Below are 17,315 nucleotides of genomic sequence, written 5' to 3'. Positions count from 1 at the left end.
AAATCCGCAAGTCAGATCCAGCCAGCCCAAGCCTGGCTCGGGCGACCACAAGCTTTGCGCGCCTTCAATGAAGCGCGCGCAAATCTATCGCGTCATTTTCTCCAGTTCCGCGAATGGCGCGTACGCCACCCCCGCACAGGGCTCGACGGCGTTTTCGATGATGCGGTCGAGGCGGCCATCGACAAAGAGGATGGCGCGTTCGCGCGGCTCGCGGTGGCCGCCATCGGGCTCGCGCGCGCTGAACCGGAGACAGGCGAGATAGCGCAGCCGCCCGCCGACAACGCGCTCGACCGGCTCGGCCATGACGGCGTCGCGCACGCCGACGGGATCGTTGAGATAGGTCTTCAGAAACGCCAGCACTTCGTCGCGGTAATTTTTGGGAAACGGCTGGCTGGAGACACCGCGGTCATCGGTAAACGTGATCGGCTTGCCGTCATCGCTGGCGGCACACGCCGACAGCATGATCGGCAGCAACATCATCGCCGCGAATTTGGCCGGACCTCTCAAGCGAACTCTTCCCCTGCCCTCGGCCGTCTCTTAGACCGCTCGGCTCAAGAATGGAATTCGCAACTTGGTTATCTCCTCACTTCGCTCTCGAAAAGTTGAGCGCGCGCCAGCCCACGGCCATTAGCAAAGCAAATGGCGCGTGGGCTGGTCTGACATTCGCAAAGCGCGCGCCGGGCAATGGGGACGAAACGCGCGCCGGCGAATCAGGTTCAGCTGCGTTTTGCGGCCGGCGTCACGTGCTTGACCGCGATGTGCTTCGCATGCGTCTTGTGCAAGCCGATGTGCTTGTGGTGGCGATGATGCCGATAATGCTTGTGAATCCTTGCATTGGCGTTCAGCACCTTCGATTTGCCCTCAGCCTTGATGACAGGTGCCTGCGTGGACTTGTTCGCCGGAGCCTGGGTGGTCTTGTTCACCGGCGCCTGCGCGGTCTTGCCCGGCGTGCCAGCAAGCGCAGGCGCGGCGAGAACGGAAACGGCAACGAGCGCTGCGGTAATGGTCTTGAGCATGGTTGTCTCCTCTTCCTTTTCCAGTGCCTTGGGACCCGCGGGCATTTCCGGTCGAAAGGCCGGGCTCGCCGATCATGCAGGCGACGCTAGCGGCTCCGCGCTGAACCCCTCCTGAATCGGACTTTTGGATTCCGTTCATCTGAATGACATCTTCGTCATGTCCGGTGACGAACGGCCGCCGGTGAAAATTGGCGGAATCGAGATGACGGCGCGGGAATGTTCTTAGGCGCCGGGGGTTCAAATCAGCAGGCTTCGGTGTAGCATTACCGAACCGGCCATCAGGAGACATGCATGAATAGACTTGCGATCAGGATTTTGACTCTTGCAATGTTGTCGCTCACGCTCGCGGCAGCCCCTGTCGTTAGCGTCGTCTACGCAGCACCCGACAACGATCCCCCGCCGCCGGACAAGAAGAAAAAGAAATCCAGCGAAGCCCGCCCGGGCATCGAGCAGACCGCATTCGCCGACGGCTATCGCGCCGCCTACGCCGCGATCTACGACCGCCATGACTACGCCTCGGCGATCGAGCAGTTGAAGGCGCTCGGCCGTGACGACCAGGCCGCCGTCGCCAACCTGATCGGCTATTCCTATCGCAAGCTCGGCGACTACAAGGTCTCGCAGATCTGGTATGAGCGCGCGCTCAAGGCCGACCCGAACCACGTCAAGACCTGGCAGTATTACGGGCTGTGGCAGGTCGAACAGGGCAACCGCGACCAGGCGCAGTATCACCTGAACCGCATCGCTCAACTCACCGGCACCTCAAGCGAGGAATACCGCTCGCTGGCCGCCGCGCTTGAAAAGCCGCCGGGCACCGGATTGGTGTACTAAAGAGTTAGCCCGTCGCGTCATTGCCTGCGACAAGCGCGAAGCGTTTGCGCAAGGGAGCGAGAGCGACGAAGCAATCCATCTGTCTGTTATGCCGCGATATGGATTGCTTCGCTTCGCTCGCAATGACGAACAACAATGGCCGGCGCAGTTCGTAATCACTGCACCGGTTTTTTATTGAACTCACTTCATCACCTTCTCGACCTCCGCGCGGAACGCCTGGCGCGCGCCATCGCGCGAATAGAACATGTGGCCGCCGGGATAGACGACAAGTTTCACCCGGTCCGCACTCGCATACGCCGGCAACTGGTCGAGAAGGACCTTGGAAGCGAAATACGGTGTGGCGAGATCGAACAGCCCGTGGCCGACCAGCAGTTTCATTTTCGGATCGAGCGCGAGAATCTCGCGAAGCTGTGAAACCGACTCGGCCGGCCCGCGGCCGAAATCCCACGACTTGTTCACGCTGTCGCTGAGCAATTGGTACGAGCCATCCGGCCGCCAATTGAGCTTGCGCGTTGCGAGGTCGACCGCTGCACTCGTCAGCGGCGCCATCAAGGGATCGCCGGACGGATCGCCGAAATGCGCGTAGTTCGAATCCGGATAGGGATCGAAGCCCGATACCGAGGCGTCGTAGCGCCCGGTCACCCGGCCGTTGCGCCGGTCGAATTCGCGGCGAAATTCGCCAACCTCGAAACGCCCGGCCAGCCTGCGGCTCACCGCCTGATCGATCCCGGTGAGCGCAGCCACCTTGTCCGTGAGCCGCGCCGTTGCCTCCTTGTCGGCCTGCCCCTTGAGGAGATCGACGATGAATTCGCCTTGCGCGTAACGCTCGACGTCGGCGAGATCGGCGCGCGCCACCCTCCCCTTGGTCTCGCCCCTGGCTTCACGGGCCACCGCCGTCATGCTCGGCAGGCTGTACATATATTTCAGCAGGCTCGATCCGGAAAAGTCGCGGAAGTCGAGCAACGGCGACACCAGGATCAGCCCGCGCACCCCGACACCCTGCTGGGTCTGCAGATTGCGGACGATTTTCGGCCCGCGAATGCCGCCATAGCTCTCGCCGGCGACGAATTTCGGCGACAGCAAACGGTCGTACTTTTCCAGCCAGCGCCGGATCACGAGCGCGATCGAATTGACGTCGCCATCGACCGAAAAGAACCGCTTGCGCACGTCCTCGCCGGACGCAACGAAGCGGCTGTAGCCGGTGCCGACGGGATCGATGAAGACGAGATCAGTGAAGTCGAGCCAGGTTTCGGCGTTGGGCAGCAGATCAGGCGAAGCCGAAGAAATCGCGCCATCGCCGCCGATAGACAATCGCCACGGCCCGGCATCGCCGAATTGCAGCCAAGCCGAGGACGCGCCGGGGCCGCCATTGAACAGAAACGTCACCGGCCTGTTGGTGCGATCGGCGCCGTCAAGCTGGTAGGAGGTGTAGGCGATATCGGCCTGCGGCTCGCCCTTGTCGTCAAATATTCGGATCGAGCCTGCGGTGGCGGTGAAGTTGAGCGTGCGGCCGGGCAGCGCCAGCGTCTGCGTGGTGGTGGAATCCGGCGGCAGGCGGTGTTGTTCGGCGGCAGAGGGCGCTGGCGCGGCGGCGCCCCGCCCGGCTCCGCCCTTCTGGCCCGATGGCGACGGTGACGGCGTTGCCGCGGCCGCGGCCGCGGCCGGCTGCTGCGAAGTTGGCGAACTCGCCTCCTCGGCGTGCGCACCGCTCACCCAGCACACGACCAGAAGCGTGGCGGCAAGGCGCATGGGCCGCGTCGCCGTGAAACGAAAAGCCATGCCGTTTGCTCCCTGCGCCCCCGCGATCCAGCCGTGCCCCCGCGGATTCTGCCGCAACAGTGCGACAATGAGGCCATGGTGCACAACAAGGAGAAACTTTTTCGAAAATCACAATCCCGACAGCATCGCGTGAGAAAGCGGCCGCTGCGTCCGGTGGTTGTCCTCGCCGGCCGTCAGGTGCTATCGGTCGGTTCCACCGGCGCACCGGCCGGGTATTTTTGATCCATCCATGCAACCATTCGGGCGCTGGCGCGACTAATGAACCTGCGCTTTTCAATGGGGACTTAACATGAAACGTTCGATTGCTGTTTGCCTCGGCCTGCTGGCGCTGGCTTCGCCGGCGGCCGCAGATTCGCCGGTCGCGGTGGTCGAGGACGTTCAGGGCAAGGTCACCGGCGCCGAATTTATGGACTATGTGACGCCCAAAGCAGTCATCAAGATCGGCGACGGCGGCTCCGTCATTCTCAGCTATCTGAAGTCATGCCGCCGCGAGACGATCAGCGGTGCCGGCACCATCATCGTCGGCACCGAGGAGAGCGCCGTTCACCTCGCCGAGGTCAAGGCCGAGAAAACGAATTGCGATCCCAACCAGGCCAACGCGACCACGCGCGAGACCAGCGGCGTCGCCGCCACCGTGCTGCGCAGTGTCGACAACACGGCCTCCTTGCCGCAGCCGCAGCTCACGCTTTACGGCGCATCGCCGCTGGTGGAGGCCAAAGGACGCGGCAAGCTGATCATTCGGCGCCTCGACGTGCCGGGCGAGCGTCAGGAGATTAATCTGGGCGGCACCCAGCTCAAGGGACGGTTCCTCGATTTCGCCAGCGAGAACGTCGCCCTGGTTCCCGGCGGCCTCTACGCCGCCACGTTCAAATCATCGCAGATCGTGTTCCGGGTGGATGCGCAGGCCAAACCCGGCGCGACGCCGATCGTCGGCCGGTTGCTGCGGATGGAATAGGCGTGACGGGCCATCCCGCTTGAGAATCCGGCGCAGCACGCGCAACAGGATGGTGGTTGCCGCCATCGCGCTGGTCTGCGCGGCGGCTTCGGTGTCTCCGGCGGCCAGACCGATCCGCGGGCTCTCCCTCGATATCCTCACCGCGCTGCGCTGGGAGCTGTTCGGCCGCAGCCAGGATCCCGTCGCTTCGCCGGCGGTCGTCGTCGCGATCGACGAGGAAAGCCTGCGCACCCCGCCGTTCAAGGGCGCGCCGATGCTGACCTGGACCGGGGAGATCGGCCGCGTGCTATCAGCGACGCTCGAAGGCGGCGCCAAGGTGGCCGGCTTCGACATCGTGATCCCGGCATCGATCGAGCAGTCGGAGATCCCGTTCGGCGAGGGCATGCTCGGCGAGAAGGTCCGCGGATTTGACCGCGACTTCCTTCGTGCACTCGCCGGTGCGGCGGCGAACGGCAAGGTGGTGCTGGGAGAAACCCTGGGCAACCAGCCCGTCAGACCGTCGCCGGGACAGCGCGTCGCGGTACGCCAGCAGCAGAACATCCGGCCGCTCAACGTTCACATCGACAGCGACGATATCGTGCGGCGCCTGCCGCTGAGCTTCCCCGTCAATGGGGGGACGGTGCCTTCGATGGCGGTCGAGCTGGCCTCGCGCGCGTTGGGCGCGGCACCCGAGTTCGATGAACGCGGCCGGCTGACGCTTGCCGGGTACCGCGTCCCCGGCCGGGTACCGAACACGATGACGCTGAATTTCGAAGGCGGCGGCGGCGACATTCCGACGTTCTCGTTCGCCGATCTGCGGGCATGCGCGGTCAAGAACGACAAGGACTACTTCCGGCGCTGGTTCGCCGGCAAGGTCGTCGTCTTCGGCACCGTGCTCGATATCGGGGACCGCCAGCAGACCTCCAAGCGCTTTGCGACCGGCATCGAAGGCGCGCGCGCACCGCGTTGCACGGCCGAGAGCACGCCGGTCATGGCTGGCTTCAGGATCAGCACGATCGCGGGCGTCTATATCCATGCGACGGCGGTCAACAATCTGATCTTGCGCAATGCCGTGATCGAGCCCGGCCCGCTGTCGCGCTTCCTGATCTCCGCCCTGTTTGCGGCGCTGGCCGCGATCGCGGCGTGGCGCTTAAGACCGCTCAGCGCGGCACTGGCCTGGGCGGCCGTGATCGTGGCCAGCGTTGCCGGCGCTACCGTCGCCTTCAACCACGCGCTGGCGCTGCCGATCGCCGAGCCGTTCCTGGCGAGCCTGTTCGCGCTCGCCGCCACGATCGGATTCCGCTTCGTCGTCGCCGACAAGGACCGTCGATTGCTGCAGAAGAGCTTTGCGCTCTACCTCGCCCCGCATGTCATCAACCGCATGCTGTCGTCGAACAAATTGCCGGAACTCGGCGGCGAAACCCGCAACGTGACGGTGTTCTTCTCCGACATCGAGGGATTTTCGCTGATCGCGGAAAAGATGTCGCCCGATAGCCTGATGGAACTGATGAACGAATATCTGTCCGCGATGACCGACGTCATCGAGCGTCACGGCGGATATGTCGACAAATATATCGGCGACTCCATCGTGGCCGTGTTCGGCGCGCCTGCTGACGACCCTGACCATGCCGCGAACGCAGCGCGCGCCGCGCTGGACTGCTGCACGCAACTTGCCGAACTCAACGCCTCTTCCGCCGTCTTCCAGGAATTCAAGCTGGCGCAGCGGATCGGCATCAATTCCGGCGAGGCGCTGGTCGGCAATTTCGGATCGCGGCGGCGCTTCAATTACTCAGTGATGAGCGACGCCGTGAACCTGGCATCGCGGCTGGAGGGCGCCAACAAGTTCTACGGCACCACCGTCATCGCTTCCGAGACCACCGTGGCCCTTACCGGTGATGCCTTCGCCTGGCGCGAACTCGACGCCATCAGGGTCAAGGGGCGAACCCAGGCGCTGAAAATCTACCAATTGCTGGCGCCGTCAGCCGGGCTGACCTCCTCGCAAGCGACACTGATCGCCAACTACGCCGACGGGCTTGCGCAGTGGCGGGCCCGCGAATTCGAGCGCGCCGCGCAGTATTTCCGCCGTTCGGCCGACATCGACCGGCCGGCGTCGCTGTTTGCCGCGCGGGCCCGGGAATTGGCCCAAAACCCGCCGGGCGAGGACTGGGACCCGATCAGGACGTTGCAGGAAAAATGACGTCCCGATGACCGCCGGTTTAGGTTACCGGCGCGAAAGGCTGGTTCGGCCATCTCGACAAGGCCCAGTAAGGTGTATAGACGAGCGCGGCGCAATCCGGCGCCACCCGTGAGTGAGCTCGTCCGATGGCCACCCCCAAACGATATGACCGGATCGCCTTTGTCGCGAGCGCAGGCACCGAGGCGCAGGCCGCGCTGGCGCAGCTCGTCAAGCTCTACGGCAATCACGATGCCGACGACGCCGACGTCGTGGTCGCGCTCGGCGGCGACGGATTGATGCTGCAGACGCTGCATCGCCACATGCGCTCCGGCAAGCCGATCTACGGCATGCATCGCGGCACCGTCGGCTTCCTGATGAACGAATATACCACGCACGATTTGCAGACGCGGCTGGCGGCGGCGCGGGAATCCCTGATCAATCCGCTCCTGATGCGCGCGACCGACATCCATGGCACGGTGCATCTGCATCACGCCATCAACGAGGTCGCGCTGTTTCGCCAGACCAACCAGGCCGCGCATCTGCGCATCCTGATCGACGAGCACGAGCGGATGGCGGAATTGATCGCCGACGGCATCCTGGTGGCGACGCCCGCCGGCTCCACCGCCTATAATCTCTCGGCACAGGGACCGATCCTGCCGATCAACGCCGCGCTTCTGGCGCTGACCCCGATCAGCGCATTCCGCCCGCGCCGCTGGCGCGGCGCCCTGCTCCCCAACTCCGCTTTCGTGGTCATCGAAGTGCTCGAGAGCGAGAAGCGTCCGGTCGCGGCCGCCGCCGACCATGACGACGTGCGCGACGTCCGCCGCGTCGAGGTGCTGTCCGACAAGACGATCTCGATGCGGATGCTGTTCGACCCCGGCCACAGCCTCGAGGAACGCATCCTGCGCGAGCAGTTCGGGTCCTGACGCCCGCCCGGTGACCGCCCGGTGACCTTGAACCGGGTTCCTATCCAGAAAATGTGGCGCCATTCGCTATCGGCGCGAGCCTAATAGGCCGGCTTCGCAACCATTCCTTAACGGGCGCCGCGATATGGTTAACACCAGTATACCGTTTTGCTTGGCCGGGCCGGACCATGTATCGCATCGACTTCAACAAGCTGCGATTTCTGATTTGCGACGACAATCCGCATATGCGCCGCATCCTGCGGACGCTGTTGCATTCGTTCGGCGCACGCGAAGCCTATGAGGCCGAGGACGGCGCTACCGCGCTGGAAATGTACAGCCACTACGTGCCTGACATCGTCATCACCGACTGGTCGATGCCGATCTTCGACGGTCTCGAACTGGCGCAGATGATCCGGCAGCCCGAATCGAAGGGTAACCCTTACGCGCCGATCATCATGCTGACCGGGCATTCGGAGAAACGCCGCGTGACCGTCGCACGCGACGCCGGCGTCACCGAGTTTTTGGCGAAGCCGATCTCGGCCAAGGGGCTCTACCAGCGCATTCTCAACGTCGTCGCCAACCCGCGCCCCTTCATCAAGACCAAGACCTATTTCGGCCCCGACCGCCGGCGCAATACCAACAATGCCTATATCGGCCCCGAGCGCCGCGTTGGCGGCGAGGTGGAAGTCATGCAACAGCCGTCGCTGCTCGACAAGGCGCGTTCGGCCGTCTAGCGCCGGCCTGGAGAGACCATCATGACGAAACAGAAGCCCGGGACGATACAGGTCAAGTCGTTCGGCGATCACCACGTGATCACGCAGCCCAATCCGCTCCGCAAGGTATTGCTGCGCGTCCCCGAATCCGACCTCGACGACCCCGTCGGACGCGCGGAAAAGGCGCTCGCCGGACTGTCCGGCGAATTCAAGAACTGGATGACGATCGAGGCCGACCGGCTCTCGGCGGCGCATGCGGTCGTTCTCCGTAACGGCTTCACCGTCGACAACCGCGAAGAGCTGTTTCGCGCCGCCCATGACATCAAGGGCGACGCCGCCACGTTCGGCTTCCCTTCCGCAGGCGCTGCCGCCGAAAGCCTCTGCCGCATCATCGAACACGCGCCCGACCTCGACCAGGTCCCGGCGGAACTGATCACCCACCACATCAACGCCATTCAGGCGATCGTGCGCGAACGCACCAAGCTCGACACCGCCACGATGGCGAGCAAGCTGAGCAAGCAGCTCCGCGGGGTCGCGGATGAATTTTTGCTCAAGGTCAACCGCGACCGCCCCGAGCATCTCGAAGCGATCCTGGCGCCGAGCATCGTTCCGGCGGAGTGAGAGAGTCGCCACTCTCTCACGGTGTCGTCCCTTGCGAACGCAGAGACTCATACGCCACGGCGTGCGCTGCGCCAACACCCGGCAGGCTAGGGATCCACCGATCGGAGTGCGCCTGAGGCACGTTTACGGGGCTTCCGCCACAAGGGCGCCCGGCCGTGCCCTCGCCTGCAGGCGAGACACCGCCTCGGCGAGCGGAACGTCGGCCTGTGAGCCGTCGCGCTCGCGCAGGCTCACCCGGCCGTCCCTCATCTCGCGCCCACCGACGATAGCCATCACCGGCACCGCCATTTCATGCGCCGCCACGATGCGCCGCGAAAGGGTATCGGCGCCGTCATAGGCAACGGCCCGGATCCCGGCATCCCAAAACGCCGCCAGAACATCCGCGCCGTATCCGGCCTGGTCTTTCGAGATCGGCGCAACCGCGACCTGATCCGGCGACAGCCAGAACGGAAGCACGCCGCCATGGTGCTCGAGCAGGATCGCGATCATGCGGCCGAGCGATCCGAAGATGGCGTGGTGGATCATCAGGGGCCTCGCGCGGCTGCCGTCGGGGGCAACATAGGACGCCTCGAGCCGCTGCGGCAGCACGCCGTCGAGTTGCACTGTGCCGCACTGCCAGGATCGTCCCAGCCGGTCGCGCAGCGCGAATTCCAGCTTTGGTCCGTAGAACGCACCTTCGCCGGAGTTGATTTGAGGTGCGAGGCCGCAGCGCCGCGCGGCATCGCCGAGCTTCGCCTCCGACCAGTCCCAGGTCGCGTCGTCGCCGGCGCGCACCGCCGGCCGCGTCGCCAGCGCCACCTCATAGTCGGGAAAACCGAGGTCGCGATAGACCTCGCCCAGCAGGGCGATGAAGCACGCGACTTCGCCCTCCACGTCCTGCTCGCGGCAGAACACATGGGCGTCGTCCTGCTCGAAGGCGCGCGTCCGCATGATGCCGTGCAGCGAACCGGAAGGCTCATTGCGGTGGCAGGCGCCGAACTCGGCATAGCGGATCGGAAGCTCTCGCCACGAGCGCAGCCCCTTGTTGAAGATCTGCACGTGGCACGGGCACGACATCGGCTTCAGTGCCATCGCCAGCTCGCCGTCGTCGACCCGGAACATGTGCGCGCCGAACTTGTCCCAGTGGCCGCTGCGGCCCCAGAGCTCCTTTGGCAGCAGCTGCGGCGTCCGGACCTCGGCATAGCCGGCTCGGCGCATCTTGCGCCGGACGTAGTCCTCCAGCGCCCGGTAGACCGCGTAGCCGCGCGGATGCCAGAACACCATGCCCGGCGCATCGTCCCGAAGGTGCCAGAGCTTGAGCTGCACGCCGAGATTTCTGTGGTCGAGATCGTCCATGGCTTAAGTTCCTTGTGACGGGAAAAAGCGCGGACGGGACCATCAAAAACCAGAAAAGGCCCCGTCCGTCGCCGGCGGGGCCTTTTCTGGGTGAAGTACGCTTGTCTCTAGCGCGCGCAACCAGCAGGCGATCCGCCGTAAGCGGTCGCCGTGGTGGTCAATGCGGCTGATCGAAGCTTATTCATGCTCTGTATATGACGGTAAAACGCTCAAGCGTCAACGCCAGCCGCTTGGCGTCGCAGAATATGGATGATGCGCGGGGACATCAACACTCTACCCTCACGTCGGGCCAACCGCCCTAGTTGTCTTTAAAAAATCAACCTGGTGGTCATGAGTCGCGCGCCCGTGCGCAATTGCGCACTAGGCAGGGACGACATCGGTTGTGTCGCGGGATCGGCTTACGCCGCGATCAGATCGCGCACGGGCGGCACGTGCGCTTCGTCGGCGACCAGTTCCTCGCAGAACATGCGGGCTTCTTCGCGCGCGGATTCGGTTGCAAAGCGCCGCAGCAGGATCAATAGCGGCTCGGCGGCCTTGCGATCGGTCTCGCAATGGGTCAGCACGCGCTCGACCATGCGGCGGCGCAGTCTCGCCGCGCCGCCGATCGTATCGACATAGCCGGTTTCATGGCTGACCTCGAGCGCCACGCGAAACGCCGCGAAGGTCGATTCGGGAAGGCCCGCGCGGATCAGGAGCGCCTGCAGGCTGGCGCCGCCGCGGTCGTGCAGCAGCGCCGTGACGCGGGCCAGCGGCAGATCGGCCAATTCAGCCAGCGCGGAATCGAACAGTTCGAGATTGCCCGACAACAGCGCACGCAGGATCAGGCCGGCGTTCAATTGCCCGGTCGCACGCAGGTGCCGCACCAGGCCCTGCATATCCTCGCCGCGCGAGCGCGCCGCGATGTTCACGGTCGAGCGCTCGCGCGCTTCGCTTGCCAACCGCCCTGCCCGGTCGGCGCTGAGCCAATTACGCGCGACGACGAATTGCGCCAGTGTATCGGTGAGTTTGGCAACCAGCGCCACGCGGGTGGCGGCGGGCAGGCCTTCCAGCACCAGCATCGATTCCCGGATCGCGGCGAGATGGCCATGGCGTTCGACGATGCGGTCCCAGGAAAACGGCGCCAGCTCGGCATAGGCGTTTTCGATCAGTTCGAGCGCTGCGGCCGCCGAGCCGACTTCGGCAATCGCGGCGGAGACCGAGGGCGGCAGATTGATGCGGCGGGCGATGGCGCACTGCATCTCGCTGTTGCCGGTCGCGACGATGTCGACGAGATCGGCATCGATCAGGAGCGGTGAATATTCGAGCACCGGCAGCGCGATCGAGGGCTGGTCGAGCGAGAGCGCCTGCACAATGGCCGCCGGCGCGTCCGAGCTGCGCGAAAATACTTCCGCCATGGCCTGGCGGACCAGCGGCGACGGATCGTCGAGCAGCATCAGCAGCGCGCCTTCGGCGGCGATGCGATCGTCCTCGCTGAGATCTGAAATCAACCAGGCCCGCGCCAAAGCCCGCGTCGCCTCTGCCCGCTCGCCTGCCGGAGCGGTACGAATCCAACTGATGAACTGCCGAACGATCATGGTCCTGGCTTACGCAACGTGAGACGACACCGTGACGCGGTGCCACTATTAGAAAAAATAAACCATGACGCTTAACAAAGGGTTCACCATAAACGGCTGGTTTTATTGACGTTTTGTTAAGGGTGCGAGGGCCGGCTATTCCTTGCCCTCATCCTGACGAACGCAAAGCGCATCTGAAAGGATAAGAATGTACCATCGAATTCCGCTCGCGGGATCGATGTGCATGACGATGCCGGATGTGGAAAATGCCTGACGACAAGGACGACAAGCCTCTCGCTTGGTTGCGGATACCGTCTTTTGCCGAGAAGCCGACCCAACGATCGTTAGAGGATGTCCTTCGTCCGCTTGAGCCGATGCGCACGCTAGAGGAACTCCATCCGCTTGTTCAGCGAGCAGCCGAGAATCCAGAGATTATGAAGCGATATCGTGAAGCTGTCGGCTCGGAGGATCAGGTGCGCGCGACGGCGGTCATTGATGCGATCACCGAGTTTGCGCAGAGCATCGATCCTACGGTCACTCAGGTCGAGGCGGTTCGGATCACGGTCGGACTGATGAAGATGGTTGGGCATCCGGGAAAGCCCAGCTAGGGCCGCATGGTTCGAGACGCCGCTGCGCGGCTCCTCACCATGGGTCAGCTGCTGAACGTGCCGTCGCGGTCGCTAAAGAGATCGAGCCGGCCGGGAGCGCGGACCTCGGGCTTATGTCCCGACAATATGGTGCTCGCCGAGGTCAGCGACGAACTGCTGCCCCACAATTCCTGCACCGCCGGGGAAATCGGCTGCGTGCGTTCGCCGGCCTGAAACAGCGAGCGGAAGATCGGCTCGGGTGACGCGGCGGCTGTCTGCGACGTTGCCGCCACCGGCGTCACCGCGCGCTGATCCGGAAAACTCGAGAGATAGGCCGCGTTGTCGATCGCCGCCGGCGCAGCATTGCTCGCAATCGTCACCCGCCTTGGAAGATCGCCGCCGGCGGCCGCCATGGCGGTGCGTGTCACCGGCGAATTGGCGGCGGCCACGTAGCGCGTGCTCAGCACCGAATAGACCTGCGAGACGCTGCGCGCCTGCCCCGAGCGATCATAGAAGATCGACTGGTTGGCCGCAGCCGCATTCGGAAACATCCGCGCCGCTGACGCGTTCGGATTGTCCTCGGCGTTCTGGATCAGCTTGCCGGCGCCGCCGACGCCCATGAAATGCGCCATATAGAGTTCGGCGTCGGTCGGGCGGCGGCCGATCTTGCCGGTCAATTTGAAACTGTTGGACTGGGTCAGCACCGCCGCCATCGACGAGGCAGCCTCCGGATCGTCGCGCAGTTTCATGATCGCCGCGTGCGCGTCGGGGTCGCTGACCGAATAGCTGCCGGAAGGATTTTTGGTGATGGCGTCGGCATAGTTGCCGTAGCCGAGATGGGCGCCCGCCTCTTTCACGGTGCCAAGCCAGGTCTGGTCGATGAACTGGAACAGCCCGCGCGCCGACGAGGTGGTGGCGGCTGCCTTCGGGTTGAAGTTGGATTCCATCTTCGCGGTGGCGAGCAGATATTCGAAGCTGGCGCCGGTGGTCGAAGCGGCCTGCTTGATCGAGCCCGCGATCTTCGCGCGCGCGGGATCGACACCTGCCGCAGCCGTGGCGCTCGTTGTGTCGACCGACATGTCTCTGGTGCCCCGCTCCTCGCGAAAGCTCGCGCGGGCCCTCAAGGCACTGGCAATCAGCGCCTATACGAGACCGAGACTGCCGCAATTATGGTTAATGACGGGTTAAGGGCGCCCGTATTCCGGACGCGGTGCAGCGTCCCTTCGACGGTGCACCGCAGAGCCGGGACCCATTGCGACCGTGGACCCCGGATCAGCAGCGCACCACGCCGCAAGAGCGGCGCGCTGCGCAGCATCCGGGGAACGCCACATCACGTGTTCTTGGAATAAACCTTCGCCGGATCGAACAGTTTGTCCGCGTCGACGAACGACAAACGCGCCCCACCCTTGCCCGCGTCGATCTTGCGGTAGAAGCACGACCGCCGCCCAGTGTGACAGGCGGCGCCGGTCTGCTCCACCCTGATCCAGACCGCGTCCTGATCGCAATCCAGGCGCATCTCGACCACGCGCTGGGTCTGACCCGACGTCTCACCTTTTCGCCACAACGCATTGCGCGACCGGCTGAAGTACCATGCCTCGCCGCTCGCGATCGTCTTGCGCAGCGCCTCGTCGTTCATGTGTGCGACCATCAGCACGTCGCCGGTGGCGGCATCGGTCGCCACACAGGTCACGAGCCCGGACGCGTCGAATTTGGGCTGGAAAGTCAGCCCTTCTTCGCGATCATGGTCATGTTTTGAAGACACGGAAAACCTCGCAAACTGCAAGCGAGGTTACCGGTTCGGTCCTCGCACCAGGGACAGGAAACGCTGCTGCTCCGCCGGATTGTCGCGGAACATGCCGGTAAACCGGCTGGTGAACGTCATCGCGCCATGCTTGGCGACGCCGCGCACCGACATGCAGGTATGCTCCGCCTCGATCAGCACGGCAACGCCCCGGGGTTTCAAGACCTCGTCGATGGCGGCCGCGATCTGGGCGGTCAGGTGCTCCTGGGTCTGCAGGCGGCGGGCGAAGATATCGGTGAGCCGCGCCAGCTTCGACAATCCCACTACCCGCTCGACCGGCGTATAGGCGATATGCGCCCTGCCGTAGAACGGCATCATGTGGTGCTCGCATTGCGAGGTGAATTCGATGTCGCGAACCAGGACGAAATCGTCATAGCCGGCGGTTTCGCCAAAGGTGCGGTCCAGCACCTCGGCCGGGCACTGATGGTAGCCCTGATAGAGTTCGTCGAAGGCTTCGACCACCCGGCGCGGCGTATCCAGCAGGCCTTCGCGGCCGGGGTTCTCGCCGATATAGCTGAGCAGCGTCAGCACGGCCTGCTCGGCCTCCCCGCGCGACGGGCGCGGCAGATCGGCGCGAACGGCAGCCGCCAGGAATTCGGCCGGATCGAGTTCGGCCGGGCGGGTTTCCGGGGCCACATCGGGCGATTTGACTTCAGAAGGCTTGATTTCAGAAGGCTTGCCTGGGCGGAGGGATTTGATCAATGCGTCCATGTCTTCTCCGTTCGACCGGCCCGAAGGACCGGAGTGTCACCGGGCAGACGGGGCGGTTTTGCCGCCGGGCGCCTGAGTCCCATCACAATACGTTGGCGGGCGAACTGGTTTCCATTTCGGCACGCCTCGGCGAAAGGCCGGGCTGTTTTTCGGCCCTTCCTGTTCATATATAGGACGATGAAACCCAGCCGCCAAGGGCGCTCCGACCGCCGCCCGGGACACCTAATCTCATGCTGAACGACATCTACAACAAGCGGATCATCGAACTGGCGGGCAATATCCCCCGCCTCGGCCGCCTCCCCGATCCCCACGCCAGCGCCACCGCCCACTCCAAGCTGTGCGGCTCGACCGTCAAGGTCGATCTCAAGATGGAGGGGCCCGTGGTCACCGACTTCGCCCATGACGTGAAGGCCTGTGCGCTGGGACAAGCCTCCTCCTCGATCATGGCAAGCCATGTGGTCGGCTCGACGGCTAGCGAATTACGTGAATTGCGAGAAACCGTGCGCAAAATGCTGAAAGAAAACGGCGGTCCCCCGCAAGGCAAATGGGCCGACATCGCCCTGCTCGAACCGGTGCGCGACTACAAGGCCCGCCACGCCTCGACCATGCTGACCTTCGACGCCGTGGTCGACGCCATCGGCCAGATCGAAGCCAAGGCCAGGCAGCCGGCGTCGGCGTAAGGGGCGAGCCCAGCATACCGTCGTCATACCCCGCGAGTGAATGCGGGGTATCCAGTACGCCGTGAATTCTCGTCGGATCACACAAACGCCGTGATGTACTGGATCATCCGCTTTCGCGGATGATGACACCGTGGGTGCGGGATAGAGCCTATTTCTGCGGCTGGGCCGGCGCGGTCGCGGCGCTGCCGGTCGGAGCCGCGGCCTCGGCGGTCTTGGTCGACTTGCCCGGCTGCGGCTGCGCGTCGCCGTCCACGGCGGAACTGGCGAAGCGATCCTGCGGCTTGGAGGGCTTCGCCTCGGCCATCGGCAGCGTCCCATTGTCCTGCAGGAATACGTCGGCGACCGCATCGGTCGTGACGAGATTGCTCAGGCGCAATTCACCGCGCGACAATTCATGCAGATCTTCCCACGGCGGCACGCTGAGCGCGAGCGACAGCAAATCGCCGGTGCCGCCCATCTCGAAGGTATATTTCGCGAGCCGGCCGATGTCGCGCTCCACGATCATCAGATCCTGCGCGGAGTAGCTTGCGGCCTTGGCATCGTCGGCGCGATCGCCCATCCAGATCTGGTGCACGCGGACATGCGCGACAGGCGGCACGTAGCGGGTCTTGCCTGACAGAAGCAAGAACACGCACATCGACTCGCAATAGGCTTCCGGAGCCACGCTCGCGCGTTCGCCCTGCGGGCTTTTCGTGCGCACCGTGGCGCCGACCGTGGTCAGCGCGCCGAGACTGCGGAACTTACGGCCGAGCGTGATGGAATCGTTGACCGAGCCGCCGCTGGAATCCAGCACGATGGTTACGCCGGCGAGCTGGCGATCCCTGGCGAATTCCTCGAACTCTCTAGGACTATCTGATGTCACGATGCCAACCGCAGAGACCCAGCCCCTGCAATCCGGCTGGCACGTATTCCACTTGAAATGCATCGGCTGCTTGCGTTCTTCAAGGGTGCCGCCGGCGTGCGCCGAGTTGCCCAGCGTCGTGACCGCGCCAGGCAATGCGAGACAGAAGGCGGTGGCGCCGAGCAGCGCCCAGCCGCGAAATTTCAGCGACCTCACAAACCTCAATTTGGTTCCTTCCCCCAAGCTCCCTCAGGGAGCGATGGCAACGGCCCCACTTCAGCGCCACATGATTCTGTCATCGAAGCGATGCTGAAACGGTAACCGTACTGACATGTGCCGTCCATTATACCTTGGCTTGCTCCGGTGTTTTGCGGTGCGATAATTGCGAACTGTGGCGTAAATATCTGCACGGCTTGAGTTCCTTGTTTGGGAACACCCGCAAAACTACGTAAATAGTAGCATGGCGCGCCCAGATCATTCATCGTCACCTCCAAAACACTGCACGGATTGTGCCAACACCGTCCGTGATCTACCGCGCAATGCGGGGCGCGCGCTGATCTGGATTTACCGGCACACGCTGTCGCCGCTGGTCGGCTACAATTGCCGGCATCTGCCGACCTGCTCGGTGTATGGCGACGAAGCGATCGAGCGTTTCGGCCTGTGGGGCGGCGGATGGATGACGCTGGCGCGGATCCTGCGCTGCCAGCCCTTCGGCACATCCGGCATCGACAACGTGCCGCTCACGAAGCCTGCGGGTGCGCGATGGTATCTGCCGTGGCGCTACGGCCGCTGGCGCGGCGTCAATTCCTCATGAACATGCATTGCTGATGCGTGG

Annotated in this window: 18 protein-coding genes; 9 read left to right on the top strand and 9 right to left on the bottom strand. The window is 64.2% G+C overall.

Annotation, left to right across the window (positions count from 1 at the left end; all coding sequences use genetic code 11):
* Positions 1-84 precede the first annotated feature (84 nt).
* Positions 85-507 (bottom strand): hypothetical protein, encoded by a 423-nt coding sequence (locus V1293_RS00775; RefSeq protein WP_334505838.1) that lies wholly within the window; start codon positions 505-507, stop codon positions 85-87.
* Between the two features lie 209 nt (positions 508-716).
* Positions 717-1,016 carry a His-rich protein BRANT gene (locus tag V1293_RS00770; protein ID WP_334505836.1) on the bottom strand — a complete coding sequence of 100 codons (300 nt, stop codon included), beginning with the start codon at positions 1,014-1,016 and terminating at the stop codon, positions 717-719.
* A gap of 291 nt (positions 1,017-1,307) precedes the next feature.
* Here V1293_RS00770 and V1293_RS00765 point away from each other — a divergent pair, with 291 nt between their 5' ends.
* A complete protein-coding gene (locus V1293_RS00765; protein WP_334505834.1) occupies positions 1,308-1,844 on the top strand; it encodes a tetratricopeptide repeat protein in 537 nt (178 codons plus the stop codon).
* A 180-nt stretch (positions 1,845-2,024) separates the two neighbouring features.
* Here the strand turns inward: V1293_RS00765 and V1293_RS00760 are convergent, their stop codons facing one another.
* A complete protein-coding gene (locus V1293_RS00760; RefSeq protein ID WP_334505832.1) occupies positions 2,025-3,623 on the bottom strand; it encodes a S10 family peptidase in 1,599 nt (532 codons plus the stop codon).
* A gap of 289 nt (positions 3,624-3,912) precedes the next feature.
* On the opposite strand from V1293_RS00760, the gene V1293_RS00755 reads away from it, so the two are divergent.
* The 5 genes from V1293_RS00755 (at position 3,913) to V1293_RS00735 (ending at position 8,972) form a co-directional block, all read left to right on the top strand.
* Entirely contained in the window at positions 3,913-4,578 is a 666-nt protein-coding gene (locus V1293_RS00755) for a hypothetical protein (RefSeq protein WP_334505830.1), read from the top strand.
* A 49-nt stretch (positions 4,579-4,627) separates the two neighbouring features.
* The gene (locus V1293_RS00750) at positions 4,628-6,754 is read left to right on the top strand and encodes an adenylate/guanylate cyclase domain-containing protein (protein ID WP_334505828.1); all 2,127 of its coding nucleotides are present in this window, start codon (positions 4,628-4,630) and stop codon (positions 6,752-6,754) included.
* Between the two features lie 125 nt (positions 6,755-6,879).
* Entirely contained in the window at positions 6,880-7,659 is a 780-nt protein-coding gene (locus V1293_RS00745) for an NAD kinase (RefSeq protein WP_334505826.1), read from the top strand.
* A 167-nt stretch (positions 7,660-7,826) separates the two neighbouring features.
* Positions 7,827-8,372 (top strand): response regulator, encoded by a 546-nt coding sequence (locus V1293_RS00740; RefSeq protein WP_025590237.1) that lies wholly within the window; start codon positions 7,827-7,829, stop codon positions 8,370-8,372.
* Positions 8,373-8,393: 21 nt separating this feature from the next.
* Positions 8,394-8,972: an Hpt domain-containing protein gene (locus tag V1293_RS00735; protein ID WP_334505824.1), complete on the top strand. Its 579-nt coding sequence runs from the start codon at positions 8,394-8,396 to the stop codon at positions 8,970-8,972.
* 123 nt (positions 8,973-9,095) lie between these two features.
* Here V1293_RS00735 and thrS read toward each other — a convergent pair whose 3' ends face one another.
* Positions 9,096-10,307, bottom strand: a complete 1,212-nt coding sequence (thrS, locus tag V1293_RS00730) for a threonine--tRNA ligase (RefSeq protein ID WP_334505822.1) — start codon at positions 10,305-10,307, stop codon at positions 9,096-9,098.
* A 398-nt stretch (positions 10,308-10,705) separates the two neighbouring features.
* Positions 10,706-11,881: a DUF2336 domain-containing protein gene (locus tag V1293_RS00725; RefSeq protein WP_334505820.1), complete on the bottom strand. Its 1,176-nt coding sequence runs from the start codon at positions 11,879-11,881 to the stop codon at positions 10,706-10,708.
* Between the two features lie 245 nt (positions 11,882-12,126).
* Here V1293_RS00725 and V1293_RS00720 point away from each other — a divergent pair, with 245 nt between their 5' ends.
* Entirely contained in the window at positions 12,127-12,468 is a 342-nt protein-coding gene (locus tag V1293_RS00720; protein WP_334505818.1) for a hypothetical protein, read from the top strand.
* A gap of 44 nt (positions 12,469-12,512) precedes the next feature.
* On the opposite strand, the gene V1293_RS00715 is transcribed toward V1293_RS00720, so the two are convergent.
* From V1293_RS00715 to folE, 3 genes are all read right to left on the bottom strand, one after another.
* Positions 12,513-13,526 carry a transglycosylase SLT domain-containing protein gene (locus V1293_RS00715; RefSeq protein WP_334505816.1) on the bottom strand — a complete coding sequence of 338 codons (1,014 nt, stop codon included), beginning with the start codon at positions 13,524-13,526 and terminating at the stop codon, positions 12,513-12,515.
* 251 nt (positions 13,527-13,777) lie between these two features.
* Entirely contained in the window at positions 13,778-14,209 is a 432-nt protein-coding gene (gene hisI, locus V1293_RS00710) for a phosphoribosyl-AMP cyclohydrolase (RefSeq protein WP_334505814.1), read from the bottom strand.
* A gap of 27 nt (positions 14,210-14,236) precedes the next feature.
* A complete protein-coding gene (gene folE / locus V1293_RS00705; RefSeq protein WP_334505812.1) occupies positions 14,237-14,959 on the bottom strand; it encodes a GTP cyclohydrolase I FolE in 723 nt (240 codons plus the stop codon).
* Positions 14,960-15,189: 230 nt separating this feature from the next.
* Between folE and V1293_RS00700 the strand changes: the two genes are divergently transcribed.
* Positions 15,190-15,639 (top strand): iron-sulfur cluster assembly scaffold protein, encoded by a 450-nt coding sequence (locus tag V1293_RS00700; protein WP_334505810.1) that lies wholly within the window; start codon positions 15,190-15,192, stop codon positions 15,637-15,639.
* A 148-nt stretch (positions 15,640-15,787) separates the two neighbouring features.
* Here V1293_RS00700 and V1293_RS00695 read toward each other — a convergent pair whose 3' ends face one another.
* On the bottom strand, positions 15,788-16,705 hold the full coding sequence (locus tag V1293_RS00695) for a hypothetical protein (RefSeq protein WP_334505808.1): 918 nt from the start codon (positions 16,703-16,705) through the stop codon (positions 15,788-15,790).
* Positions 16,706-16,940: 235 nt separating this feature from the next.
* On the opposite strand from V1293_RS00695, the gene yidD reads away from it, so the two are divergent.
* Positions 16,941-17,294, top strand: a complete 354-nt coding sequence (gene yidD / locus V1293_RS00690) for a membrane protein insertion efficiency factor YidD (RefSeq protein ID WP_334505806.1) — start codon at positions 16,941-16,943, stop codon at positions 17,292-17,294.
* Positions 17,295-17,315: the final 21 nt, after the last annotated feature.

This window comes from Bradyrhizobium sp. AZCC 1693 (assembly GCF_036924745.1).
In the GTDB taxonomy this organism is placed as follows: Bacteria; Pseudomonadota; Alphaproteobacteria; order Rhizobiales; family Xanthobacteraceae; genus Bradyrhizobium.
The sequence above is the reverse complement of the archived record's forward strand: the minus strand, read 5'-3'. Positions and strand labels throughout refer to the sequence as shown.

What these genes read in the sequence shown, in the direction of transcription:
- V1293_RS00770 (WP_334505836.1), bottom strand. Translation starts at nt 1,016, where the DNA reads ATGCTCAAGACCATTACCGCAGCGCTCGTTGCCGTTTCCGTTCTCGCC.
- V1293_RS00765 (WP_334505834.1), top strand. Translation starts at nt 1,308, where the DNA reads ATGAATAGACTTGCGATCAGGATTTTGACTCTTGCAATGTTGTCGCTC.
- V1293_RS00760 (WP_334505832.1), bottom strand. Translation starts at nt 3,623, where the DNA reads ATGGCTTTTCGTTTCACGGCGACGCGGCCCATGCGCCTTGCCGCCACG.
- V1293_RS00755 (WP_334505830.1), top strand. Translation starts at nt 3,913, where the DNA reads ATGAAACGTTCGATTGCTGTTTGCCTCGGCCTGCTGGCGCTGGCTTCG.
- V1293_RS00750 (WP_334505828.1), top strand. Translation starts at nt 4,628, where the DNA reads ATGGTGGTTGCCGCCATCGCGCTGGTCTGCGCGGCGGCTTCGGTGTCT.
- V1293_RS00745 (WP_334505826.1), top strand. Translation starts at nt 6,880, where the DNA reads ATGGCCACCCCCAAACGATATGACCGGATCGCCTTTGTCGCGAGCGCA.
- V1293_RS00740 (WP_025590237.1), top strand. Translation starts at nt 7,827, where the DNA reads ATGTATCGCATCGACTTCAACAAGCTGCGATTTCTGATTTGCGACGAC.
- V1293_RS00735 (WP_334505824.1), top strand. Translation starts at nt 8,394, where the DNA reads ATGACGAAACAGAAGCCCGGGACGATACAGGTCAAGTCGTTCGGCGAT.
- thrS (WP_334505822.1), bottom strand. Translation starts at nt 10,307, where the DNA reads ATGGACGATCTCGACCACAGAAATCTCGGCGTGCAGCTCAAGCTCTGG.
- V1293_RS00725 (WP_334505820.1), bottom strand. Translation starts at nt 11,881, where the DNA reads ATGATCGTTCGGCAGTTCATCAGTTGGATTCGTACCGCTCCGGCAGGC.
- V1293_RS00720 (WP_334505818.1), top strand. Translation starts at nt 12,127, where the DNA reads ATGCCTGACGACAAGGACGACAAGCCTCTCGCTTGGTTGCGGATACCG.
- V1293_RS00715 (WP_334505816.1), bottom strand. Translation starts at nt 13,526, where the DNA reads ATGTCGGTCGACACAACGAGCGCCACGGCTGCGGCAGGTGTCGATCCC.
- folE (WP_334505812.1), bottom strand. Translation starts at nt 14,959, where the DNA reads ATGGACGCATTGATCAAATCCCTCCGCCCAGGCAAGCCTTCTGAAATC.
- V1293_RS00700 (WP_334505810.1), top strand. Translation starts at nt 15,190, where the DNA reads ATGCTGAACGACATCTACAACAAGCGGATCATCGAACTGGCGGGCAAT.
- yidD (WP_334505806.1), top strand. Translation starts at nt 16,941, where the DNA reads ATGGCGCGCCCAGATCATTCATCGTCACCTCCAAAACACTGCACGGAT.